This is a genomic window from Streptomyces capitiformicae (assembly GCF_002214185.1).
In the GTDB taxonomy this organism is placed as follows: domain Bacteria; phylum Actinomycetota; class Actinomycetes; order Streptomycetales; family Streptomycetaceae; genus Streptomyces; species Streptomyces capitiformicae.
The window spans coordinates 8906752-8929802 of record NZ_CP022161.1; the positions used below are offsets into that span (position 1 = coordinate 8906752).

Here is a 23051-nt window from a genome sequence, read left to right on the forward strand (position 1 = left end):
TCCGCAGGACTAGAGGTGGCACAACTGGGAGCCACCCCCGGGGACGACTCCCTTGCGCCGCCCGTCCTTGTGCCGGTCATCGTAGCCGCACCCCGCCCGTCGCCACACCCTGTCACCATGATGTCACTGTGCTCGTAGCAGAAACGCAGCAGGGGACCAGAAGGTTCCCCGAATCCCGCACTTCTACACGGCCCCGGCCACACTCAGTCAGCAACTCGGCGTCCACCGCTCCGGGTTGTGACCACCTGCCATCCCTCGCGTCACTCACTCCGCATCCATTGCTCCATGACCGACAGCAGATGATCCGGATCGACCGGCTTCGTCACATAGTCGGAGGCGCCCGAGTCGATCGCCTTCTCCCGGTCGCCCTTCATCGCCTTGGCCGTCAACGCGATGATCGGAAGTCCCGCGAACTGGGGCATCCGACGGATCGCCGTGGTCGTCGCGTAACCGTCCATCTCGGGCATCATGATGTCCATCAGCACGACCGTCACGTCGTCGTGCTGTTCCAGCACCTCGATGCCCTCGCGGCCGTTCTCCGCGTACAGCACGGACAGGCCGTGCTGCTCCAGGACGCTGGTGAGCGCGAAGACGTTACGGATGTCGTCGTCGACGATGAGCACCTTCTCGCCCTCGAACCGGACGGTTGGACGCGTCTGCTGCCCCGTCTCCTGGGCGTCCTGCTGCGCCCAGTGCTCCTGACTCTGGCCGCCCTGCCCCGGCAGCGCGGACGGTGCGGCGGCGGCCGACACGGCCCTGCGGCGCCGCCTGAAGAGCGCGGCGGCCCCGTTCTGGGTCTCGCGGTACGACTTCACCTCGGCCGGCGTCTCGGCGGGCTCGGTCAGCTCGTTCTCGGAGGCCAGCAGCTCCCCGGCCTCCAGGGCGGCGGGCGCGGTCTGCGCGTAACCCTGCGGGGGCAGTTCACTCGGGTGCAGCGGCAAATACAGGGTGAAGGTGGAACCGCGGCGCGGCTCGCTCTGGGCGTGGATCTCGCCGCCCAGCAGGCGGGCGATCTCCCTTGAGATGGACAACCCCAGACCCGTACCGCCGTACTTGCGGCTCGTGGTGCCGTCCGCCTGCTTGAACGCCTCGAAGATCACCCGCATCTTGCTGGCCGCGATACCGATCCCGGTGTCCGTCACCGAGAACGCAATCATGTCGGCGTCCGGGTCGTTCAGCGAGCCCGCCTCCAGCAGCTGCTCCCGGATGGCCACCGGCACATCCGCCCCGGCCGGCCTGATGACCAGCTCGACGGCGCCGGAGTCGGTGAACTTCACCGCGTTGGACAGCAGGTTCCGCAGCACCTGCAACAGGCGCTGCTCGTCCGTGTGCAGCGTGGCGGGCAGCTCCGGCGACACGCGTACGGAGAAGTCGAGGCCCTTCTCCGCGGTCAGCGGCCGGAAGGTGGCCTCCACATAGTCGACGAGCTGGACGAGCGCGATCCGGGTCGGCGAGACGTCCATCTTGCCCGCCTCGACCTTCGACAGGTCCAGGATGTCGTTGATCAGCTGGAGCAGGTCGGAACCGGCCCCGTGGATCGTCTCGGCGAACTCGACCTGCTTGGGCGTCAGGTTCGACTCGGCGTTGTCGGCGAGCAGCTTGGCGAGGATCAGCAGGGAGTTGAGCGGAGTACGCAGTTCGTGCGACATGTTCGCGAGGAACTCGCTCTTGTACCGCATGGAGACGGCGAGTTGCTCGGCGCGCTCCTCCAGGACCTGCCGCGCCTCCTCGATCTCGGTGTTCTTGACCTCGATGTCGCGGTTCTGCCGGGCCAACAGCTCGGCCTTCTCGCCCAGTTCGGTGTTGGACGCCTCCAGGGCCTTCTGCCGGACCTCCAGTTCGTCCGAGCGCTCACGCAGCTGCTCGGTCAGCTCCTGCGACTGCTTGAGCAGCACCTCGGTCTTGGTGTTGACGGAGATGGTGTTGACGCTCGTCGCGATCATCTCGGCGATCTGGTTCAGGAAGTCCTTCTGGATCTGCGTGAACGAGTTGAACGACGCCAGCTCGATGACGCCCAGCACCTTCCCCTCGAAGAGCACCGGCAACACGATGACCTGTGCCGGGGGCGCCTCCCCGAGCCCGGAGGAGATCTTCAGATAGCCGCTCGGCGCGTTCTCCACCAGGATCGTGCGCTTCTCCTTCGCGGCCGTACCGACCAGCGCCTCCCCCGGCCGGAACGACGTCGGCATGGAGCCCATCGAGTACCCGTACGAGCCGAGCATGCGCAGCTCGTACTGGTCCTCGCTGTTCGGAGCCAGATCCTGACCGTCGACCAGCGGCATCGCCAGGAAGAACGCGCCGTGCTGGGCGGATACCACCGGCGTCAGCTCGCTCATGATCAGCGAGGCGACGTCGTCGAGGTCCCGGCGGCCCTGCATCAGCGCGGAGATACGGGCGAGGTTGCCCTTCAGCCAGTCCTGCTCCTGGTTGGCGATCGTGGTGTCGCGCAGGTTGGCGATCATCTTGTTGATGTAGTCCTGCAACTCCTTGATCTCGCCGGACGCGTCGACGTCGATCTTGAGGTTCAGGTCGCCCCGCGTCACCGCGGTGGCCACGCGCGCGATGGCGCGCACCTGCCGGGTCAGGTTCCCGGCCATCTCGTTCACCGACTCGGTGAGGTCGCGCCAGGTGCCGTCGACGTCACGTACACGGGCCAGACCGCCCAACTGCCCCTCGGTACCCACCTCGCGGGCCACGCGGGTGACCTCCTCGGCGAACGACGACAGTTGGTCGACCATCGTGTTGATGGTGGTCTTGAGCTCCAGGATCTCGCCGCGCGCGTCGATGTCGATCTTCTTGGTCAGGTCGCCCTTGGCGATGGCGGTCGTGACCATCGCGATGTTGCGGACCTGTCCGGTGAGATTGGACGCCATCGAGTTCACGGACTCGGTGAGGTCCTTCCACGTGCCGGCCACACCCGGGACGTGCGCCTGACCGCCGAGGATGCCGTCGGTGCCCACCTCACGGGCCACCTTGGTGACCTGGTCGGCGAACGAACTCAGCGTCTTCACCATGCTGTTGAAGGTGTCGGCGAGCTGGGCGACCTCGCCGCGCGCCTCGATCGTCACCGTACGGGTGAGGTCACCGTTGGCGACGGCCGCCGCGACCTGGGAGATGTTCCGCACCTGCATGGTCAGGTTCTTGGCCATCAGGTTCACATTGCCGCTGAGGTCCTTCCAGATGCCGGTGACGCCCGGCACGTGCGCCTGGCCGCCGAGGATGCCCTCGGTGCCCACCTCGCGCGCCACCCGGGTCACCTGCTCGGCGAACGACGACAACTGATCCACCATCGTGTTGACGGTGGTGACGAGTTCGAGGATCTCGCCCTTCGCGTCGACCGTGATCTTCTTCGACAGGTCACCCTTGGCGACGGCGGTCGTGACCTCGGCGATCTGGCGCACCTGGATCGTCAGGTTGTTCGCCATGAAGTTCACCGACTGCGTGAGGTCCTTCCAGGTGCCGGAGACACCCTGCACCTCGGCCTGACCGCCGAGCTGGCCCTCCGTACCCACCTCACGGGCGACCCTGGTGACCTCCTCCGCGAACGACGACAGCTGGTCCACCATCGTGTTCAGCGTGTTCTTCAGCTCCAGGATCTCGCCGCGCGCGTCCACGGTGATCTTCTGAGACAGGTCACCCCTGGCCACCGCGGTCGCCACCTGCGCGATGTTCCGCACCTGGCCGGTCAGGTTGCCGGCCATGCCGTTCACCGACTCGGTGAGGTCGCGCCACACACCGGCGACACCGGGCACCTGCGCCTGACCGCCCAGCCGCCCTTCCGTACCCACCTCGCGGGCAACGCGGGTCACCTGGTCGGCGAAGGACGACAGCTGGTCCACCATCGTGTTGATGGTGTTCTTCAGCTCCAGGATCTCGCCGCGCGCGTCGACGTCGATCTTCTGCGAGAGGTCACCGCGGGCCACAGCGGTCGTCACCTGCGCGATGTTGCGCACCTGCGAGGTGAGGTTGCCGGCCATCGAGTTGACGGAGTCGGTGAGCTCCTTCCAGGTGCCGGACACACCGTCCACGCGGGCCTGACCGCCGAGGCGGCCCTCCGTGCCCACGTCCCGGGCCATCCGCGTGACCTGGTCGGCGAACGACGACAGCTGGTCCACCATCGTGTTCACGGTGTTCTTCAGTTCGAGCATCTCGCCCGCGACATCGACGGTGACCTTCTGCGAGAGGTCACCGTTGGCCACGGCCGTGGTGACCGCCGCGATGTTCCTCACCTGTCCAGTGAGATTCCGGAACGCCGTGTTGACGGAGTCCGTCAGGTCCTTCCACGTACCGGCCGCGCCCGGCACCTGCGCCTGACCACCCAGCCGGCCCTCGGCACCGACCTCGTTGGCCACCCGCGTGACCTCGGCGCCGAAGTACGAGAGCTGGTCGACCATCCCGTTGACGGTGTTCTTCAGCTCCAGCATCTCGCCGGCCACGTCGACGGTGACCTTCTGCGAGAGGTCGCCGTCGGCCACGGCGGTCGTCACCGCCGCGATGTCCCTCACCTGAGTGGTGAGGTTCCGGAAGACCGTGTTCACCGAATCGGTGAGGTCCTTCCACGTACCGGCCGCGCCCGGCACCTGCGCCTGACCACCCAGCCGACCCTCGGCACCGACCTCGTTGGCCACCCGCGTGACCTCGTCGGCGAAGATCCGCAGCGTCTCGGTCATCTGGTTGATGGTCTCGGCGAGCTTCGCGACCTCGCCACGTGCGGGAACGGTCACCTTCTGCGACAGATCACCGTTGGCGACGGCCGTGGTGACCTGGGCGATCCCCCGCACCTGCGCGGTGAGATTGCCGGCCATGGTGTTCACCGAATCGGTGAGCTCCTTCCACACGCCGGCCACACCCGGCACTTCGGCCTGACCGCCGAGCTGTCCGTCGGTGCCCACCTCGCGGGCGACTCGCGTCACCTCGGAGGAGAACGCGGAGAGCTGATCCACCATCGTGTTGACGGTTTCCTTCAGCTCAAGCATCTCGCCGGCCACATGAACCGTGACCTTCCGGGACAGGTCACCCTTCGCGACCGCGGTCGTCACCAGCGCGATATCCCTCACCTGTGCGGTGAGCCGGTGCGCCATGGTGTTGACGGACTCCGTCAAATCCTTCCACGAACCGGACATTCCACGCACCTTGGCCTGTCCGCCCAACTTGCCCTCGGTGCCCACCTCGCTGGCCACCCGGGTGACCTCGTCGGTGAACGTGGACAGCTGGTCGACCAGGTTGTTGACCGTACGCCCGACCTTCAGGAACTCCCCGCGCAGCGGATGCCCGGTCCCGTCCGGCGCCTGCGTCCGCAGCTCCATACGCGGCGACAGATCACCCTCCGCGACGGCGGACAGCACCCGGCTGACCTCGGAAACAGGCCGTACGAGGTCGTCGACCAGCGCGTTCGAGGCGTCGATCGCGGCCGCCCAGGAGCCCTCGGTCGCACCGGTCTCCAGCCGCTCGGTGAGCTTGCCCTCACGCCCGACCATGCGCCGCACCCGCGACAACTCGCCGGTCAGATGCAGGTTCCGGTCCGCCACCTCGTTGTACACGGCGGCGATCTCGGCCATGACACCGTCACCCGAGACGGTCAGACGCTTACGGAAGTTGCCGTCCCGCATCGCCTCCAACGCCGTCAACAGGCGGTTCAGGGCAGCCGTGTCCACCGTGGTGGTCCCATTACGCGGATTGCGTGATTTGCGCTGATCGCTCAGGGACTGTCCGCCTTTCGCGCGCGCTTTAGTGCCCCGCGTCGCTGCGCCAGACTCCACTGTGTCCCTCCCGCAAGGGTCGACCGTTCCTGCTCGACGTACTTCGCCGTACTCGGACGCTTCGTACTGCTTGCCCTGCTCGTACCACTCGCACTACTTCGTACTCGGATACTTCTGCTCGCCAAACCGGATGCCACTCCTGGGTGCACTCGGAAGGTACTCGGCCTGCCGAGACACTCTCCTGGAAGCCTGCCCAGTGTTTCACCATGCCTGAACCAGGCCATAACAGTTCGGCAGCTTCGCACACGGTCCGCACACCTCCGGGCGGAAACACAGACGACCGGCATCCGCATGGACGGCGAAGGTAAGTAACCTTGCATGCGGCTGTCCAGCCATGCCGGTCCCGTCCGGCCTGGGCGGTGGCGCACGAGCACGAGCGGGCAGGCATCGGAGGGGCGGCCGCACCATGACCACCGGACTGCATCCTGGGGAAGCCCCCCGGGACCCCAGGCCGACGGAGAACCAGGCTCTGCCACGGCAGGAGGTCGGCCGCGGGTCCCCGCACGTCGAGAACCGGACAAGGAGTTCTGTGATCACCGCGCGCGCGGCCGCCAGCTTCGAGCCCGTCTCACGATCCGTCGCGACCGCCCGCTCGTTCGTCCGCGACACTCTCCAGGGCTGGGGATTCGCCGACATCGTCGACGACGCCGTGGTCCTGACCAGCGAACTGGTCACCAACGCGGTCGTCCACGCGGGTACCTCCGCCGACATCCTCTGTCTGCGTACGGAGGACGGCGCCCGCATCGAGGTCGCCGACAGATATCCCGAGCGTGAGATCCCCCTCCAGGGCAGCCACATCAACATGGGCAACCCCGACCGCGAGGGCGGCCGCGGCCTCCAGCTGTGCGCGGCGATGGCCTCCCGCTGGGGCGTCGAGTACACCTCCACCCACAAGCAGGTCTGGTTCCAACTCGATCTCCCCGACCGCCCGGTGGGCACCCGCACGGCCGGCCCGTCCCTCCCCGCCGACCTGCTCCCGCTCGCCGACGGCCGCGTCCGCGTCGCCGTCGTCCAGATCGACCGCACGGGCGCGATCGGCGCCTGGAACGAGGACGCCGAGGAACTCTTCGGATACGCCCCCGACCAGGTCATCGGCAAACCCCTCACCGATCTCGCCGCCTGGCCCCACACTCCCGGCACCAGCACCGGCGTCGCCGAGGCCCTCCAACTCTCGCGCTGGGAGGGCAGTTACGGCATCCGCGGCGTCAACGGCCGTGTGACGCCGGTCTACGCCTCCCACCTCCGGGTACGCGACACGGCCGGCGACCCCTCGACGGTCTGCCTTCTCGTACGGGACCACGAGCGCGCCGTGCTCCAGACCCCGCTCCGCGTCCCGGCCGGCGACTCGTCGGGCTCCGGCGAGGGACAGGCCACGGACCCCTTCGAGGTCTTCATCGGCTCCCCGGCCCCCGACGACCTCGACGGCCTCCTCCAGCGCACGGTCGAGCGCGCCCGCGACATGCTCGACGGCGACTCGGCCTTCCTTCTCCTGGCCACCGACGACGAGACCGAGCTGGAGGTACGGGCCTCCACCGGCCTCCCCTCGGCCCGCCAGCGCTTCGCCCGCGTCCCCGTGGAGGCCGGCCCCGGACGCTACGGCTCGGCCCGTATGCCCGCCGTCCACGACGACCTCACGGCCGTCCCCGGCGCCGTACCGCTGCTGAGCGGCACGGGCATGCGTTCGGTCGTCACGGTCCCGCTGAAGGTCGAGGGCCGCCTCACCGGCTCCCTCGGCGTCGCCGCCGAGGCCCCGGGCCGCTACTCGAACGAGGAGGCCCTGCGCCTCCAGTTCGCCGCCGACCGCATCGCGCTCGCCGTCGAGTCGGCCCGCCTGGGCGAGCTGGAACGCCTGCGCCGCGGCTCTCTGTCGTTCCTCGTCGAGGCCTCCGACCTCCTCGCGGGCACCCTGGACCGCGACCAGACCCTGGCGCTGATGGCCCAGATGACGATCCCGACCCTCGCCACCTGGTGCGCGGTCTACACGATCGCCGACCAGGCCTCGGACCCGTACCTCTCCTACGTCCTGCACGAGGACGAGGACCTCATCGACGGCCTCAAGGCCCTACTCGCCAAGATCCCCCCGCCGGAGCCGATCCCCACCCCGGGCGCCCGCGTCTGGACGGCTCCGGCCGAGGCGGCCCACCGCGCGGCCCTGCGCACTTCCATGCGCAGCCTGGGCCTCGGCGAGCCCGCCACGGTCAGCTCGGGCATCGGCACGACCCTGGCGACCGCCTCGGCGGTGGGCGGCGAGACGGTCGTTCTCCCGCTGGTGGCCCGCAACCGCGTCATCGGCATGCTGACCCTCGGCAAGCCGACGGACGAGCACTTCCGCCAGGAGATCCTGGAACTGGCCGAGGACCTCTCCCGCAGGGCCGCCCTCGCCCTGGACAACGCCCGCCTGTACTCGGAGCGCGTGGCCATCAGCCAGTCCCTCCAGCGCAGCCTCCTCCCGCCCGAACTCCCGCAGATCGACGGCGTCGAGGTCGAGGTCATCTACCGCGCGGCCGGCGAGGGCAACGAGGTCGGCGGCGACTTCTACGACCTCTTCCCCATCCGCGACGGCGCGTACGGCTTCGCCATCGGCGACGTCTGCGGCACGGGCCCGGAGGCCGCCGCCGTCACCGGCCTGGCCCGCCACGCCCTGCGCCTGCTGGCCCGCGAGGGCTACGCCGGCCCCGCGGTCCTGGACCGCCTCAACTCCGCGATCATCGACGAGGGCGCCCGCAGCCGCTTCCTGACGCTCCTGTACGGCGAGTTGTGGCCCCAGGACGACGGCAGCGCCCTGCTGAAGGTCGTCTGCGCCGGCCACCCGCTCCCGCTGCGCCTGCGCCAGGACGGCACGGTGGAACCCGCCGCCGAACCCCAGGCCCTCCTCGGCGTGATGGAGGACCTGGAGCTGTACGAGCAGACGGTCACCCTCGACCCGGGCGATGTCCTCCTCTGTGTCACGGACGGCGTCACCGAACGCCGCGAGGGCACCCGCATGTTGGGCGACGACGGCCTCATCGAGGTCCTCACGACCTGCACGGGCCTCACGGCCGGCGCGGTCGCGGCCCGCGTGATGCGCGCGGTCGAACGCTTCGCCTCCGACGCCCCGTCCGACGACATGGCGATCCTGGCGATGCGCGTGCCTGGCCTCCACAAGGACTGAGCGAAAGCCCTGGAGGCACGAAAAAGGCCCCGCCCGATTGGGCAGGGCCTTTTGGCTGGAGCCCCCAAACGGAATCGAACCGTTGACCTTCTCCTTACCATGGAGACGCTCTGCCGACTGAGCTATAGGGGCCTGTCGCCTGTTCGAGGCTTCCCCCGCGGCAACGAGATAGATCATACCCCGAATCCGCGGATGCTTCGAACCACCCGAGAGACAGGCGCTGAGAGCGGAGTCGACCTAGAAAGCCAGCTGCAGCAGACCACCGAGCGCGTTGCAGGCGGACACCATCCGGTGCAGTTGCCGCCGCGACATCTCACCGGCGATGGGCAGCGCCAGCGTCTCGTCGGCGGCCCGCTCGGTCTCCGGTAGACACACGTCCCGCCGGAACCCGGGCATCCGGTGCACTGGTGTCTTCACCGGCACGCTGCACTCAACTCCCTTGGCCCGTATCGCCCGTGCGAAGGCGTCCCGGTCCGGCCGCCCGTTGCCCGGCACCCGCACGACGTACTGCTGAAACGTGTGTCCATCGCCCTCATCAGGGGTCCACACGCCTTTCAGCTTCGCGCTGAGATACGCGGCCCGCTGCCTGCGCTCCCCGACTTCGCTGTACGGCGTCTCCGATTCGCCCTGCTCAAGCACCAGCAGCCCGTGTCGCTGCCCGAGCCTGTGCAGTCCGGCGATGTCGGCCGACCGGCCGAACCGGTGTACGACGACGATAGCCACCGTCCGCGAAGTCACCGCGGCCTCGACGGCCGAGGCATCCAGGCAGTACGTCACCGGGTCTATGTCGGCGAAGACCGGTACTGCCCCTGCCAGACTCACCGCCTGGGCGACCTCGGTGTTCCCGAACGCCGGCACGACCACCTCGTCGCCGACGCCGGCACCTGCGGCCCTGAGCATTGCAACGGTACTCATGCTGCGGATCATGGTCGCGCAACGTGAACGCCAAGTGACGCACAACAAAAAAGAGCTGGCCCCCGAACCGAAGTTCAGGGACCAGCTCTATCAATATTTGTTCGGCGGTGTCCTACTCTCCCACAGGGTCCCCCCTGCAGTACCATCGGCGCTGTAAGGCTTAGCTTCCGGGTTCAACCGCGGACCGGCAGATTCCGCCCCGCCGCCACACCATCAGGCGACAGCAGAACCACTCAAAGACTCACGAACCGCCCACTTAGAGGTGATCTCCCCCGAGAGATGAACGACGGCATGGTCAGGGGTTGATGCGGCTCTGAACTGGCGACGAGTGAACGGATGCAACAGAGGGCTTCCCGCACTCAGCAGCCTATGGCGCCCATGATGTTGCCGTGCCGGAGAAGGGTCTGGCATCCAGGGCTCCAGGGCAGAGGGCGGCCGACTGCCAACCAGGCTTCCCGGCGCATCTGAGGATCGGCGTAGGCACAGGTCGCCGCGCCCGCCGCCTGGGCGGCCGGCGGTTGAGCCGATCGGGATCTGCGGGCTTCGGCTCCATCCCTGTCGTCACCATTGCCGGGTTCCGGCAATGTCACGGAGTCCATTGCGCCTATGAGTGATCTGTCAAAAACGCGTCAAAGGCAGGTAGGGTTCCCCCCGGTGTGCCGGGAAGCCTGGTCGGCGAGCAGAGGATCAATCTCTCTTCCGGTCGGGGGTGTCCGTCATGGAGCTCGTGGCGGTGTTCGGTGCCGCGCTGCTGGTGGCGGTGCTGTTGTCAGGTCTGGCGGCACGGACGGTGCTCTCCACCTCCTTCCTCTTCCTGGTCGGCGGAGCCCTGGTCAGCGACGGGTTCCTCGGACTGATCCACATCACACCGGACAGCGAGATCGTCTCCGTGACGGCCGATCTGGCGCTGTTCGCGGTGCTGTTCACCGACGGCATGCACGTGTCGCTGCCCAAGCTGCGGGCCAACTGGAAGAACCCCGCCCGTGCCCTCGGTCTGGGCATGCCGCTGGCGTTCGTCTTCATGGCCCTGATCACGCACTTCCTGGTGGGCCTGGACTGGACGACCTCGTTCCTGGTCGGAGCCGTCCTGGCTCCCACCGACCCGGTGTTCGCCTCGGCAATCGTCGGACGCAGGGAGGTGCCCGCGAAGCTGCGGCAGCTGCTGAACGTGGAGAGCGGCATTAACGACGGGCTCGCCCTGCCGGTCGTGCTCATCCTGATCGCGGCCGCGGGTCCGACGGCCGACAGCGCTGAGGCATCGCCGGGGAAGATCGTCCTGGAACTGCTGCTCGGCCTCGTCTTCGGTGTCACGCTGCCGCTGCTCGTCAACGCCCTGGTGCGCTTCCGCCTGCTGGGCGCCGAGCCGAAGCTGCAGCCGCTGCTGCCGCTGGCGACCGGGATCATCCTGTACGCGGTGTGCCACCTCACCCACGCCAACCCGTACCTGGCTGCGTTCTCGGCGGGCGCGGCGCTGGTGCACGTGTCCCCGGAGGCGAAGGAGTCCTTCGGACCACTGGGCGAGGCGCTGGCGGAGCTGGCGAAGTTCGCGGCGCTATTGGTGTTCGGCGCGCTGCTGACCCCGCAGCTGTTCGGCGACCTGTCGTTCGGTGGCTACGTGGCGGTGGTCCTGGCGATCGTGCTGATCCGGCCGGCATCGCTGCTGCTGTCGCTGATCGGCACGAGCCTCTCCCGCAAGGAGAAGCTGGTTGCGGCCTGGTTCGGCCCGAAGGGCTTCGCCTCGGTGGTCTACGGACTACTGGTGCTGCAGTCCGGCATCCCGCAGGCGGAGGAGGCGTTCACGCTGATAGCGGTGTGCATCGCCTTCTCGATCATCGCGCACAGCTCGACGGACGTGCCGGTCGCCCGCGCCTTCGACATCGAAGAGCTGGCCGGCATCCCGGCCGGGCGCGAGGACACCGACGCACAGCCGAAGGAGACCCCCGCCGATGCGCGCACGTGATCTGGCCGGCCCTTACCCCACCGTGTCCACGGACGACGACGCACGCGACGCCGCCCGCCTGCTCGTGCGGGCACAGTTGCCCGCACTGCTGATCCTCGACCGGGACAGCTATCCGTACGCAGTCGTGCCGTCCGCTCGCGTGATCGACGCCCTGCTGCCCTGGTACATGCGGGAAGGGCCGATTCCAACCACCCTGGTCGACGACCACTTCGACGAGGAGGCCACGGAGGCGATGGCCGGACGGTCGGTGACCGAGTGGCTGCCACGCGGCCGTATCACGCCCCCGGTCGTCGGCCCGGACGCTCCGCCTTCGCAGATCGCCGCGCTGATGGCCCGCAAGGACACCCCAATCGCCGCGGTCGTCGAACGCAACGGCGACAAGGCCACGTTGATCGGCGCGGTCACCGCGACCGCGCTGTTGGAGCACATCATCGGAGGATCGTGAACGACTGGCACAGCTGGGCAGCCATCGTCGTCTTCGTCGGCGCGTACGCCCTGATCATCAGCGAGAAGATCCACCGCGTCGCCGTGGCGCTGGGCGGCGCGGCCCTCATGCTGGCGATCGGGGCGACCGACGACAAGTCGGCCTTCTACTCCGAGCACAGCGGCGTCGACTGGAACGTCATCTTCCTGCTGCTGGGCATGATGATGATCGTCGGCGTGCTGAAGAAGACCGGCATGTTCGAGTACCTGGCAATCTGGTCCGTGAAGCGGGCACGGGCCAAACCCTTCCGGGTGATGGCCATGCTCGTCGTCATCACGGCGGTCGCGTCGGCGCTGCTGGACAACGTGACGACGGTCCTGCTCATCGCGCCCGTCACGCTGCTGGTGTGCGAGCGCCTGGCCCTCCCGGCCGCCCCCTTCCTCATCGCCGAGGTCATGGCCTCGAACATCGGCGGCACCGCGACACTGGTCGGCGACCCACCGAACATCATCATCGCCAGCCGGGCCGGGCTGACCTTCAACGACTTCCTGGTCCACCTCGCCCCGATCTCGGCGGTCCTGCTCGTCGTCCTCGTCCTGCTGTGCCGCGTGATGTTCCGCAAGTCCTTCATCTACGACGAGGACCGCGCCGCCGAGATCATGGAGCTGGAGGAACGCGAGGCCATTCGCGATCCCCGGCTCCTCGTTCAGGGCCTGATCGTGCTCCTGCTGGTCGTGGCGGGCTTCGTCCTGCATCCGGTGCTGCACTACGAACCGAGCGTCGTCGCCCTGCTCGGCGCCGGACTGCTCATCGCCGTCTCCTCGGCGGACACCGGTGACGTGATGAAGGAGGTGGAGTGGCCCACCCTGGCCTTCTTCGCCGGGCTCTTCATCATGATCGGCGGCCTGATCGAGACCGGCGTGATCGGCGAGGTCTCCAAGTCCCTGGCCGACGCGATCGGCGACAACGAACTCGGCGGCTCCATCACCCTGCTGGGCGCCTCCGCCGTTCTCTCCGGCATCGTCGACAACATCCCCTACGTCGCCACCATGGCCCCCATCACCAGCGACCTCGTCCAGAACATGGGCGGCGGAAGCGACCACGTCATGTGGTGGGCCCTCGCCCTCGGTGCCGACCTGGGCGGCAACGCCACCGCGATCGGCGCCAGCGCCAACGTGGTCGTGCTCGGCATCGCCGAACGCAACCGCCAGCCCATCTCTTTCTGGCAGTTCACCAAGTACGGGCTTGTCGTCACGGCCGTCACCGTGGTCATCGCCCTCGGCTATGTGTGGCTGCGCTACTTCGCGCTCGCCTGACATGTCGTCTGCCGCAGCCACCACGGGAGCGGCCGTATGGCCCCGGAAGGAGGCATGCGCATGGACGCATCACTGGTGGCACCCGTGACCGTCGTCGCCATGCTGGTGATCCGAACCGCTCTGGTGGAGATGCGCCACCCGGGAAGCGCACGCCGACAATGGTGCTTCCTTGCCCGCCGCCGACCGATGACTGCGGGAGCCGCCGTGGCGGTGCTTCTCAGCGTCGGCGGCTGGCGGGCAGCCGGGATCGCTTCCGTGGCGTGGACCGTGCTGGCCGGGACACTCGTCGCCCACATCGTCCACCTGTCCACCGGGCCGGAAGCGGACAAGACGGAGAACCGGAACGGTGGACGTCATTGAACTGGCGGGTCGCGCCTGCGCGTGCCTCACTCTGGGAGAGGTGATCCGGGTGGGTCCGTCTGCGCGGTCGAACGAGCCTGCCGCCGCTGTGAGGGCACCAACTGAGATCGTCCTGCTCAACGATGATGGTCGCGTCATTGGGCGCCTGCGTTTCCGTGCCTGCGTTTCCGTGCCTGCGTTTCCGTGCCTGCCCGACGTGCCGTACAGGGCGGATCCTGGAGATCTGGGTCTGCGAGGCCTGGCAACGACAGGGACTGGGACGCGAGCTCGTTCATTGCCTGCTCGCCCCTCGCCCCGGCTACCGGTGGAGCACGACATAGCAGTTCTCGGCATCGGAATGCGGGCGGCCGTCTGGAAGGTCACCTCGGTGAACGGCTTCCGAATGGGCTGGCAGGGAATCCCCGTCTACCTGGCCCTGGCAGCAGTCCTGGGCCGAATCGCCACCTGCAAGGTCGTCCTGCACGAGGCCACACTGGTCGTCATCAACCCCCTGCGCGCCCACACCATCCCACGGCCCGCCCTCGCCCGAGCCGAGGTGGACGACCACGGCACCCTGGAGCTTCACCTCCACGACGACAAGCGCATCCCGTCGTTCGCGTTCGGCGGCTCACTCGTCGACCGCATCAAGGGCACCAGCGAGGAAGCGGCCCACACCATAACCACCTGGCCCCATGCCCCCCACCCACCAACTCCCGACCTCCACACCCAAACCCACTGGACACGCTCCCCCTACACCGACACCGCCCTCGCCCTATGCGCGGCGACCACAGCCGCGGGCGCCCTCTGGATGGCGCTCAGCTCCAGCACGGGAGGCAATCTGGGTGACTCCGTCCGCGGGGAGGGTGATCAGCTCATGGTGGAATCCGGTCGGAGTCCCTCCGTGAAAGCGCTCGACGCAATGCAGGCCACCAGGTCACACGTCGTTGTCCGGCCACCCCAGGAGCCGGGCGCCGATCACCGCGGTCTGCAGGGTGTAACGGTGGACGGAGTCGGCCGGGTTGGCGCCGGTGAGCTTGTGGATGCGCTCCAGGCGGTAGGTGAAGGCGCGCACGCTCAGGCTCAGGCGGCGGGCCGCCTCGGCCGCGACGCACCCCGAGTCGAAGTACGCGGTGAGTGTGTCGACGAGCGGCCGGGCGCCGCCGCGCGCGGACTGCAGGGGGCCCAGCGTATTGCGCACGAGGTCGGCCATGGCCTGCCGGTCGCGGGTCAGTACCGGGTAGACGAGGAGGTCGGCGGCACGCAGCACCGGCTCTTCGATGTGCAGCCGGTCGGCCAGATCGAGGGCGTTGAGGGCCTCTTCGTACGAGTGGACGACTCCCCCGGCGCCCGGGTGGGGGCGTCCGATGGCGACCTGGCCTCCATCGGTGGCGGCGTGCGCCTGTTTGGCGAAGAATGCCAGGACCTCGTCCTGTTCTCCGGGGGCGATACAGACCAGCCGCCCGTCCTTGGTGGTGAGCAGGATGCGCCGCTCACCGAATCTGCTGATCACAGCGCTCTCCACCTGCCGGGTCGCCGGATGCATGTCCTCCACCGGCTTGCTGCCCTGGGCGACGGCGACCGCATGGGCCCGGGAGAGGAGCAGCCCGAAGCGTTCGGCCCGCTCCGCCAGGCGCCCGAGGTCGCTACGGCCGTAGAGCAGGTCGTCGATGAACTCTCGCCGTACGCCTTCCTCCTGCCGTACGGCGAGCCGCTGCGCCCGTTCATGGCCTTCGGCGAAGGCGTCGATCGCCTGCTCGACGACGGCTAGCACGCGATCGGTTTCCGTGACGGAGAGGGTGGGCCAGCTCTCCCGGGTCACGGACAGATGCCGGCGGACGAGGGCCCGCAGCCCGAGGCCGGCTTCGGCGGCGCGCTCTCCCCGGGTGCGCAGGGACTCCAGCTCGTCCCGCGTGAGACGGCGGCCTGTCACGCACGCCTCGGCCAGTATCTGGGCATATCCCTCCAGATACTCGTCGGGTACCTCACGCCCGGTCACCCGGCCTCCTCTGTTCTTGACGCATTGCCGGCGTGTTCCTCACGCACGCCGGACAAGAGTGTCAGACCCCCGGGCCGGTGAGAGAGCCCGGCATGAAGAGCGCAGCAAGATTGCCGGTGTCGGGCAATCCAGAATGGGCGGTTTCGTTGCCAAGGAGCTCTTGACAGGAGCAGTGGCGAGCCCGGTGCCGGACCACGGAAATCCGGCGCCAGTCCTCCCTGGCCGCCGACGGATCGAGTGAGGCAGGTCCTGGAGATCGCCGACGCCGCCGTCGACTTCCCTCAGTCGCGCTCACCGTCGCGCTCGTCGTGGTCGCCGGATTCTGGCTGCTGCTTTGGTTGCCGGGTTCCGGGCGTTCTCCTTGGTGTTCCCGGTCGTCAGGAGCCCGTCTGTTGGCTGATCTCTGGGTCGCCGTGCTCACCGAGCCAGCGGGCGAGCTTGCCGCGTCGGCCGACTGCGCGCAGCCGGCGTTCGGCGGCCTGCCGCACCTTGGGGGTGGTGATCAGGAGGAGTTCGTCGCCCGCACGCAGCGCGGTGTCGTGACCGGGGACGGTGGTGGCGCCATCACGGACGATGAGGGTGACCACGGTCGGCGGCGGCAGCCGCAGTTCGAAGATGGCGACGCCGTGCAGGCGTGATCCGGCGGGAATGCTCACGGTGAGCAGGTCGGCGTCCAGCACGTCCAGCGGGGCGGTCTCCACCTGGATCTCGCGCAGAGCGCCCGGCCTGGTCAGGCGCAGCAACCGGGCGGCGACGGGCAGGCTGGGGCCTTGGACGACGGTGAAGATGACGACCAGTACGAACACGATGTTCAGCAGGTCCCGGGCGCCGCTGAGACCTTCGACGATGGGAAAGGTGGCCAGCACGATCGGCACGGCACCGCGTAGTCCCGCCCAGGAGATGAAGCCCTGCTCGCGCCAGGGGACGCGGAAGGGCAGCAGGCAGGCCAGAACGGACAGGGGCCGGGCGACCAGCAGCAGGACCAGGCCGACGGCTACGGCCGGGCCGATCGCGGCGGGCAGTTCGCTGGGGTCCACCAGCAGGCCGAGCATGACGAACAGGCCGATCTGGGCGAGCCAGCCCACGCCTTCGGCGAAGGAACGGGTGGCGGCACGGTGCGGCAACTGGGCGTTGCCCAGGACGAGTCCGGCCAGATAGGCGGCGAGGTAGCCGCTGGCGTGCGCGGCTCCGGCAGCAGCGAAAGCCACGATGCCGAAACCGACGATGGCCAGCGGGTACAGGCCGGTGGCGGGCAGCGCGATATGCCGCAGGGCGGCGGCACCCAGGCGCCCGATCGCCAGCCCGAGCACACCGCCGACCACCAGCTCGTAGACGACCTGCCCGGCGATGTGTGCCGGACCGGGCACGTCGGCCGTACTCAGGACCAACACCAGGATGACGGCCGGCGCGTCGTTGAAGCCGGACTCGGCCTCCAGCAACCCGGCGACCTTCTGCGGCAACGGCAGGGACCTCAGGACGGCGAACACCGCGGCGGCGTCGGTCGACGACACGATCGCGCCCAGCAGCAGCGACAAGTGCCAGTTCATGCCCAGCAACCAGTGCGCGCCGGACGCGGTGACCAGTACGGAGACGGCCACCCCCGCAGTGGCCAGCACGCCGGCCGGCAGCAGCAGGCGCCGTACGTCGGCCCACTCCGAGGTCAGACCGCCCTCGACGAGGATGACGGCCAGGGCGGCCGTGCCCAGGGCCTGCGCCAGCTGGGCGTCGTCGAAGTGGAGGCCGATCACGTCCTCACCGACGATGACACCGACGGCCAGGAACAGCAGCAGGCTGGGCAGGCCGGCGCGATGGGCGGTGCGGGCAGCGGCGATGCTGGCCAGCAGAACGGTGCCGCCGACGAGCAGGGTCAGGTAGAGGTCCTGCAATGTCACAGGGCCGCCTCCACGTCCAGATTGTCCCGCAGGCACCTCGCTGAGCTGTGGTGGCGGACGACTGGCGTACGAACGGGGCGCCCGCTGCCGAGGGATCCCGGACCTGGTCGCTTCCGCCGGGACCAGGACCGCCGCCATGACTCGGCTGTGCCCCGGGCAGCGAGAGGCCGCAGGTGCACTGGCTTGTTCCAGCGCGAACCGGGCCGAGGTCTCTCCTCTCCCGTGCCATGCACGGCACCCGTGCTCGATCTCCCGCGGTTTTCGCAACTCACGGGCCCCTCCTTTCTGGCAGCCGCTCGATGCGCACCACGCCGACAAGTCCTGCACGGGGCACGACCGCGACGGCAGTGCTGACGATCAGGACAAAGCAGGCACGTCACGGTAACGCGGTGTGGCGGCGCCGCCCGACGCAGCGGGGCGGAACCTGCTGAGGACTGGTTGCTGTGGGCGGCGGCATCCGGGCCGTTGGCTGGGCTGTGAAGCCGATAGCTGTCCGCAGACGGGGCATGGATCCGTCTCGCTCCACCTCCGGGCAGTTGCGTAGGGTGTCGGAGGCAGCGGGACACTGATCTCAGGGGCCTGGGCGGGGTATGGCGGACGAGCGGGTCCGGCGGTCCCGGATCGTGGGCTATTGGCGTGCCGTTGAGTTGTTCAGCCCGCAGAAGATTCCGGCCGTCTCGGCACGAGACCGGGTGTACGCGGTGACGGCGGACAGTCCCCTTCCATGGGAGGCGGGACACGCACTGCGCTCGGTGCCGCTGGACACCGGTTTCGTGTGGCAGCACGTGGTCTACGGCGGTGCGTACGCACTCCGCGCGGTCCGCGACACCCTGCTGCAGGTCTTCGGCGAGAGGGAGGAGGACCACGACGGGCGGATGGACGGCGAGAGCGCGCTGTTCGCCCTGACGGTCACCGACGAGGGGCGGCTGCTGCTCGACTCTCCCGTGCTGTCCACGTGCGCCTGGGCCACGGGGCGTGCTACCGGCTCTGGCACGGCAAGTACAAACTCACGGACCAGGATGCGCCGCCCCCGCCGCGCGGGCATCGCGGTCGCGGCCGCGACGCCTGGATCGACAGCGAACGCGGTGTGGCGCACCTCCTGCGCGGCTCCCTCAAGACACCGCACAGCGGAGTGTGGCGCGAGGCCAAGGAACGCTTCCGCTCGGCGCTCGCCGACATCGAGCGGTTGCGCAACGAGCGGGAGGCCGCCGCGGTCGCGCTGCGCGACCTACCCGCCGCGCAGGCCAGTTTGCTCGCGGCCGAGCAGGCTGCGGACCGTGCCGTTGCGCGGTTGCGGGAGTGCCGCGCCGTGGTGCCCGGTGCCGAGCAGGCCCTGAATCGGGCTGAAACGCTGCGGGCGGAGGCAGAAGCCCGCCGTGCGGCCCATTTCTCCCGCCGCCCCGGTCTCATGGTGAGCCTGTTCACTTTGGGGCGAGCGGCGGGCGATTGGCACCGTGCCGATCAGGAGCTCGCCGGTGAGGAGGCAGAGCAGCGTGCCGTAAGGGCCGGCGCCCGTGGCCGGCTTGAAGCAGCACCGGCCGGGGACGGCCGCCGCCCGGCCGCACCTCGGTGCAGCAGCCGGTACCTTCAGCAGTGATGCGGCGCCGTCCATGCGCCCGGCTGCGGACCTTGCCGAATTTGTCCCCATGTACCCCCCGTCCGTCAGCACGACGAACGATCGCGCCCCACGCGGCCCGGCGCTTCCTACTACGCCTTGGCACCGCAATCGGCCCCAAATCGTCGGCCTGCGACAGGAGTTGGGCGTGTGTCACACCGGGGCTCGTGCCGTGACGACCGAGCCCTTCGCGTCATGACCGTCGACGCATTTGTGCGCTGACCTGTCAACTCAATGTCCGGCTACGTTCCCTCAACGGACGCTCAAATCCGGATAACGATCGCATCACCACCCCTGATCCTCTGTGTCCCAGGGGCACTTTTGCGTGACTTGGGTCACCCAAGCCTGCGTAAAGAACGTGAGCGGGTGAGTCCCGAGGAGTTCGGCGAGGCCCCGGCGGGTGGCGGCGAGGACCACGCGGTCCTGCGGGCGTAGGACGTAGCCAGGGTGCAGGTCCCAGAGTAGGCCGCTGGGATGCTCGGTACCGTCGTCCGACGGTGAGGCCGCGAAGTCGGGCAGGCGTTCGTCCGGGGCGGCGGAGTCGATGGCCAGGATGCGCCACGCGCCAGCGCCGAACGACTCGGCGACCGTACGGCCTTCCAGTTGCGGATGGCCCGCCACGTCGAGGGCGGCGAACACGAGGACTCTGCGCTCGACGGGGATGGCGCCGAGGATCCGGCGGCCCATCATCGCGCCGGCGAACGCGGGGGCGGCAAGGTAGTGTCCGGCGGCCATCTCCTGCGGCGCCGTATACGAGTCGGCCCGCCCTTCTCCCTCCCTCGATGCCGGTATCAACGACACAGCGACAGCAAAGCGCACACCGCCGTGACCGGGACTGATCATGACGCATGAGCCGAGTGGTCACAGCCGGCTCGGTCGGCCCCGGGTATCGCAGTCCGGCATCAACGAGACGTCAAGACTGCCGGAACACGGCAATGCGGTGAGGAGCAGCGCCAGTTCACAATGACCTTGGCGCACACACGGGTGTGTCCTGGTGCCCGGCCCCGGCAACGGCTGCGGATGGCCCGGACACTACGGCGAGACTTGGGGGTGAGGGATCTTGGAGGTCATCGGCGCCGCCGCGCGGTTCCCCACCGTCATCTTCACGTCTGCTCTGGTCGTCGCGCTCTGCTTCTGGTTCCCGGTCCTGCTGGGACGGGTCGGTGTACGCGACTTCGATGCCGACGCCCCCGCGCTGGCCAGGGCGTTCGGAGGAGCACCAGTCGCCGTCGCCGCCTCCGTCGTCACGGTGAGCGGCTGGCTCGTCAGCCTCGCCGGGATGCTCGTGATGGAGTGGATCGGCGTGACGGGGTTCGGTGCTGCCCTGGCCCGCGTCATGCTGCTCGCGCTGTCCACGCTCGCCGCCTGGGCGGTGGCACATGCTCTCGCGGGTCCGGTCACCAAGCTGTTCCGCCACCAACCTGGGCCGCGCCAACGGGACTTGGCGAACGGCACTCCGTTTGACCCCGGCAGTCGCCGCGCCCGCCGCTGAGCCGACCGCCCGCGGTGCAACCGCTGGCCCCCTTCTGACGCCCCTGCCCGCGGCCCAGCGGGCCGCTTCGCCTCGCTGTCGAGGCGTCGCCTCTTCGCAGACTTCAAGGATTTCCTATGGATGCCACCTCTGTGGGCATCGGCGTGACCGTCGCCGCTGTCCTGCTCGTCACGGTCGCCGTGCTGTTCGCAGTCTCCCGCCTGTTCCGCAAGGTGGAGCAGGGCAAGGCACTGATCGTCTCCAAGTTGCGCAAGGTCGACGTGACCTTCACCGGGCAGGTCGTGCTGCCCGTGCTGCACAAGGCCGAGGTGATGGACATCTCGGTGAAGACCATCGAGATCACCCGGGCCGGCCGGGACGGGCTGATCTGCCAGGACAACATCCGCGCGGACATCCGGATCTCGTTCTTCGTCAAGGTCAACAAGACCGTCGAGGACGTCATCAAGGTCGCCCAGGCCGTCGGCACGGCACGGGCCAGTGACCGGGACACGTTGCAGGAGCTGTTCCACGCGAAGTTCTCCGAGGCGCTGAAGACGGTCGGCAAGCAGCTGGACTTCACCGACCTGTACACCAAGCGTGAGGAGCTGCGGTACCGGATCATCGAGGTCATCGGCGTCGACCTCAACGGCTACCACCTGGAGGACGCGGCGATCGACTACCTGGAGCAGACACCACTGTCCCAGCTGGACCCGGCAAATGTCCTCGACGCCCAGGGCATCCGGAAGATCACCGAGCTGACGGCCGTGGAGCACGTGCGCACCAACGAGTTCCAGCGCCACGAGGAGAAGGAGATCACCCGGCAGAACGTCGACGCCCGCGAGGCCATCCTGGAGCTGGAGCGCCGGCAGGCGGATGCCGAGATCAAGCAGCGGCGGGAGATCGAGACCGTGCGGGCCCGCGAGGAGGCCGAGACCGCGCGGGTCGTGGAGGAGGAGCGGCTGCGGGCTCAGAGCGCCTTCCTGAAGACCGAGGAGCAGCTCGGCGTGCAGCGGGAGAACCAGGCCCGTGAGGTCGCCGTCGCGCAGAAGAACCGCGAACGGGTCATCGCCATCGAGAACGAGCGCATCGAGAAGGACCGTCTCCTCGAAGTCATCGCCCGCGAACGGGAGACGCAGCTGACGCAGATCGCCGCGGAGAAGGAGGTCGAGGCGGAGAAGCGGGAGATCGCCGAGGTCGTCCGCGAGCGGGTCGCGGTGGACCGTACGGTCGCCGAGCAGGAGGAGTCCATCAAGAAGCTGCGCGCGGTGGAGGAGGCCGAGCGGCAGCGGCAGGCGGTGATCATCGCCGCCGAGGCGGAGGCGCAGGAGAAGCTGGTCAAGGACATCAAGGCCGCCGAAGCCGCCGAGCAGGCCGCCGTGCACCGGGCCGCCGAGGAACTCACCCTGGCCGAGGCCCGGTTGAAGAGCGCCGACCTCGACGCCCAGGCCAAGCTGCGGCTCGCCGAGGGCATCCAGGCCGAGTCCGCGGCCGAAGGGCTGGCGGCCGTCCAGGTCCGCGACAAGGAGGCCGAGGTCATCGAGAAGGCCGGGCGTGCGGAGGCCGAGGCAGCCGAGGCCCGGATGCGGGCCGAGGCGGAGGGCGCTCGGGCCAAGGCGCTGGCCGAGGCCGAGGGCATCGGCGAGAAGCTGAAGGCGGAGGCAGCGGGCCTGACCGAAAAGGCCGCCGCGATGGCCGCCCTGGACGAGGCGTCGCGCGGCCACGAGGAGTACCGGCTGCGGCTGGAGGCGGAGAAGGAAGTCCGGCTCGCCGGACTGGACGTGCAGCGGCAGGTCGCCGAGGCACAGGCCACCGTGCTCGCCACCGGGCTGGAGAACGCCGACATCAACATCGTCGGCGGCGAGTCGGTCTTCTTCGACCGCCTCGTCTCCTCGATCGCGCTCGGCAAGGGCGTCGACGGCTTCGTCCAGCACTCCGAGACCGCGCGGGCACTGGCAGGGCCCTGGCTGGACGGCACAGCGAGCTTCACGGACGACCTCAGCCGCGTCCTCGGCTCGGTCTCCACGGCCGACGTGCGGGACCTGACCGTCTCCGCGCTGTTGATGAAGCTGATGAAGACCGGCGGCGCAAACGCCGGACAGCTTCAGCAACTGCTGGACAAGGCAGGCGAGTTGGGTCTCGCAGACACCTCCCTCACCGCCCTGAACGGCAACGCCAAGGGCTGACCGACCCGCGGTCCGGAGCTGCCGCACGAG

Annotated in this window: 12 protein-coding genes, 1 tRNA gene, 1 rRNA gene and 1 pseudogene; 8 read left to right on the plus strand and 7 right to left on the minus strand. The window is 68.9% G+C overall.

The annotated features are described in order from the left end of the window. Positions 1 to 260: 260 nt before the first annotated feature. Positions 261 to 5759 carry a HAMP domain-containing protein gene (locus CES90_RS39965; RefSeq protein ID WP_189787880.1) on the minus strand — a complete coding sequence of 1833 codons (5499 nt, stop codon included), beginning with the start codon at positions 5757 to 5759 and terminating at the stop codon, positions 261 to 263. A gap of 406 nt (positions 5760 to 6165) precedes the next feature. Between CES90_RS39965 and CES90_RS39970 the strand changes: the two genes are divergently transcribed. Continuing rightward, positions 6166 to 8910, plus strand: a complete 2745-nt coding sequence (locus CES90_RS39970; RefSeq protein ID WP_189787881.1) for a SpoIIE family protein phosphatase — start codon at positions 6166 to 6168, stop codon at positions 8908 to 8910. Positions 8911 to 8966: 56 nt separating this feature from the next. Here the strand turns inward: CES90_RS39970 and CES90_RS39975 are convergent. The 3 genes from CES90_RS39975 to rrf all read right to left on the minus strand — a co-directional run bounded on the left by CES90_RS39975 (position 8967) and on the right by rrf (position 10035). Further along, positions 8967 to 9042, minus strand: a tRNA-Thr gene (locus tag CES90_RS39975). A gap of 105 nt (positions 9043 to 9147) precedes the next feature. Then, positions 9148 to 9810 carry a DegT/DnrJ/EryC1/StrS family aminotransferase gene (locus CES90_RS39980; RefSeq protein ID WP_189787885.1) on the minus strand — a complete coding sequence of 221 codons (663 nt, stop codon included), beginning with the start codon at positions 9808 to 9810 and terminating at the stop codon, positions 9148 to 9150. A gap of 114 nt (positions 9811 to 9924) precedes the next feature. Then, positions 9925 to 10035: ribosomal RNA gene (rrf, locus tag CES90_RS39985) — 5S ribosomal RNA — on the minus strand. Between the two features lie 508 nt (positions 10036 to 10543). On the opposite strand from rrf, the gene CES90_RS39990 reads away from it, so the two are divergent. Genes CES90_RS39990 through CES90_RS40005 form a run of 4 tightly spaced genes read left to right on the plus strand, consistent with a single transcriptional unit; the run spans position 10544 to position 13885 of the window. Next, positions 10544 to 11785: a cation:proton antiporter gene (locus CES90_RS39990; RefSeq protein ID WP_189787916.1), complete on the plus strand. Its 1242-nt coding sequence runs from the start codon at positions 10544 to 10546 to the stop codon at positions 11783 to 11785. Continuing rightward, positions 11772 to 12230 carry a CBS domain-containing protein gene (locus CES90_RS39995; RefSeq protein ID WP_189787915.1) on the plus strand — a complete coding sequence of 153 codons (459 nt, stop codon included), beginning with the start codon at positions 11772 to 11774 and terminating at the stop codon, positions 12228 to 12230. Before CES90_RS39990 ends, CES90_RS39995 begins: the two co-directional genes overlap by 14 nt. Then, positions 12227 to 13525, plus strand: a complete 1299-nt coding sequence (locus tag CES90_RS40000; protein WP_189787914.1) for an ArsB/NhaD family transporter — start codon at positions 12227 to 12229, stop codon at positions 13523 to 13525. Before CES90_RS39995 ends, CES90_RS40000 begins: the two co-directional genes overlap by 4 nt. Before the next feature lie 60 nt (positions 13526 to 13585). After that, positions 13586 to 13885 carry a hypothetical protein gene (locus CES90_RS40005; RefSeq protein ID WP_229914420.1) on the plus strand — a complete coding sequence of 100 codons (300 nt, stop codon included), beginning with the start codon at positions 13586 to 13588 and terminating at the stop codon, positions 13883 to 13885. A gap of 913 nt (positions 13886 to 14798) precedes the next feature. Here CES90_RS40005 and CES90_RS40010 read toward each other — a convergent pair. Together CES90_RS40010 and CES90_RS40015 are read right to left on the minus strand one after the other, a co-directional pair. Further along, complete coding sequence (locus CES90_RS40010; protein ID WP_189787912.1) at positions 14799 to 15860, minus strand: PucR family transcriptional regulator; 1062 nt, start codon at positions 15858 to 15860, stop codon at positions 14799 to 14801. Between the two features lie 377 nt (positions 15861 to 16237). Further along, positions 16238 to 17752: a potassium/proton antiporter gene (locus CES90_RS40015; RefSeq protein WP_189787911.1), complete on the minus strand. Its 1515-nt coding sequence runs from the start codon at positions 17750 to 17752 to the stop codon at positions 16238 to 16240. A gap of 955 nt (positions 17753 to 18707) precedes the next feature. On the opposite strand from CES90_RS40015, the gene CES90_RS40020 reads away from it, so the two are divergent. After that, a complete protein-coding gene (locus CES90_RS40020; RefSeq protein ID WP_189787910.1) occupies positions 18708 to 19349 on the plus strand; it encodes a hypothetical protein in 642 nt (213 codons plus the stop codon). 303 nt (positions 19350 to 19652) lie between these two features. On the opposite strand, the pseudogene CES90_RS40025 reads toward CES90_RS40020, so the two are convergent. After that, positions 19653 to 20087 (minus strand): annotated as a pseudogene (locus CES90_RS40025) (hypothetical protein); the annotation flags it as partial. Between the two features lie 340 nt (positions 20088 to 20427). Here CES90_RS40025 and CES90_RS40030 point away from each other — a divergent pair. Both CES90_RS40030 and CES90_RS40035 read left to right on the plus strand, forming a co-directional pair. Then, positions 20428 to 20859, plus strand: a complete 432-nt coding sequence (locus CES90_RS40030; protein WP_189787909.1) for a hypothetical protein — start codon at positions 20428 to 20430, stop codon at positions 20857 to 20859. A 116-nt stretch (positions 20860 to 20975) separates the two neighbouring features. Then, the gene (locus CES90_RS40035) at positions 20976 to 23021 is read left to right on the plus strand and encodes a flotillin family protein (RefSeq protein ID WP_189787908.1); all 2046 of its coding nucleotides are present in this window, start codon (positions 20976 to 20978) and stop codon (positions 23019 to 23021) included. The last annotated feature ends 30 nt before the right edge of the window (positions 23022 to 23051 follow it).

What these genes read in the sequence shown, in the direction of transcription:
- CES90_RS39970 (WP_189787881.1), top strand. Translation starts at nt 6,166, where the DNA reads ATGACCACCGGACTGCATCCTGGGGAAGCCCCCCGGGACCCCAGGCCG.
- CES90_RS39980 (WP_189787885.1), bottom strand. Translation starts at nt 9,810, where the DNA reads ATGCTCAGGGCCGCAGGTGCCGGCGTCGGCGACGAGGTGGTCGTGCCG.
- CES90_RS39990 (WP_189787916.1), top strand. Translation starts at nt 10,544, where the DNA reads ATGGAGCTCGTGGCGGTGTTCGGTGCCGCGCTGCTGGTGGCGGTGCTG.
- CES90_RS39995 (WP_189787915.1), top strand. Translation starts at nt 11,772, where the DNA reads ATGCGCGCACGTGATCTGGCCGGCCCTTACCCCACCGTGTCCACGGAC.
- CES90_RS40005 (WP_229914420.1), top strand. Translation starts at nt 13,586, where the DNA reads ATGGACGCATCACTGGTGGCACCCGTGACCGTCGTCGCCATGCTGGTG.
- CES90_RS40035 (WP_189787908.1), top strand. Translation starts at nt 20,976, where the DNA reads ATGGATGCCACCTCTGTGGGCATCGGCGTGACCGTCGCCGCTGTCCTG.